Here is a 677-nt window from a genome sequence, read left to right on the forward strand (position 1 = left end):
CGCTCCAGGTCCCGCTGGTGCTGTGGGCCCGCGGCGTCGCCCGCCGGGCTGCCGTGCCCGGCAGCGACTGACCCGGCAGCCCGCAGCCGCGCCCCTTCGGGCGACACTGGTCGCATGGCTCGACGCACCTCGTCCTCCCGACGTCCCGACCCCTCCGCCGAGGCGTGCCCCTGCGGTCTGCCCGACCGCTACGCGGACTGCTGCGGCCCGCTGCACCGGGGCACCGGGGCGGCCTCCCCGGCACGCCTGATGCGCTCCCGGTACACGGCCTTCGCGCTCCGCGACGAGCCCTACCTGCTGCGCAGCTGGCACCCCCGGACCCGGCCCGGGCGGCTGGACCTCGACCAGGCGCTGCGCTGGACCGGACTGGAGGTGCTCGACGAGGCCGGAGGCTCCGCCTTCCACCAGGAAGGGGTCGTCGAGTTCCGGGCGCACTACGTGGAGAACGGCCGGGCCGGGCACCTGCACGAGCGCAGCCGCTTCCTCCGCCACCAGGGCGCCTGGCTCTACCTGGACGGGGAGACCCGCCCGTGACCGGCCGCGCCCTGGACGTGCTGGTGGTCGGTTCGGCGAACGCGGACCTGACCGTCACCGTGGCGCGCCGGCCGGCGGCCGGGGAGACGGTGCTCGGCGGTGACCTCGCCACCACCGCCGGCGGCAAGGGCGCCAACCAGGCG

Annotated in this window: 1 protein-coding gene and 1 pseudogene; both read left to right on the forward strand. The window is 77.1% G+C overall.

Annotated features, from left to right (window positions below; genetic code table 11):
- Nucleotides 1-114 precede the first annotated feature (114 nt).
- Entirely contained in the window at nt 115-534 is a 420-nt protein-coding gene (locus tag ACYVE9_RS29705; protein ID WP_461030963.1) for a YchJ family protein, read from the forward strand.
- A gap of 11 nt (nt 535-545) precedes the next feature.
- Nucleotides 546-677 (forward strand): annotated as a pseudogene (locus ACYVE9_RS29710) (ribokinase); the annotation flags it as partial.

Source organism: Streptomyces sparsus, from assembly GCF_054776295.1.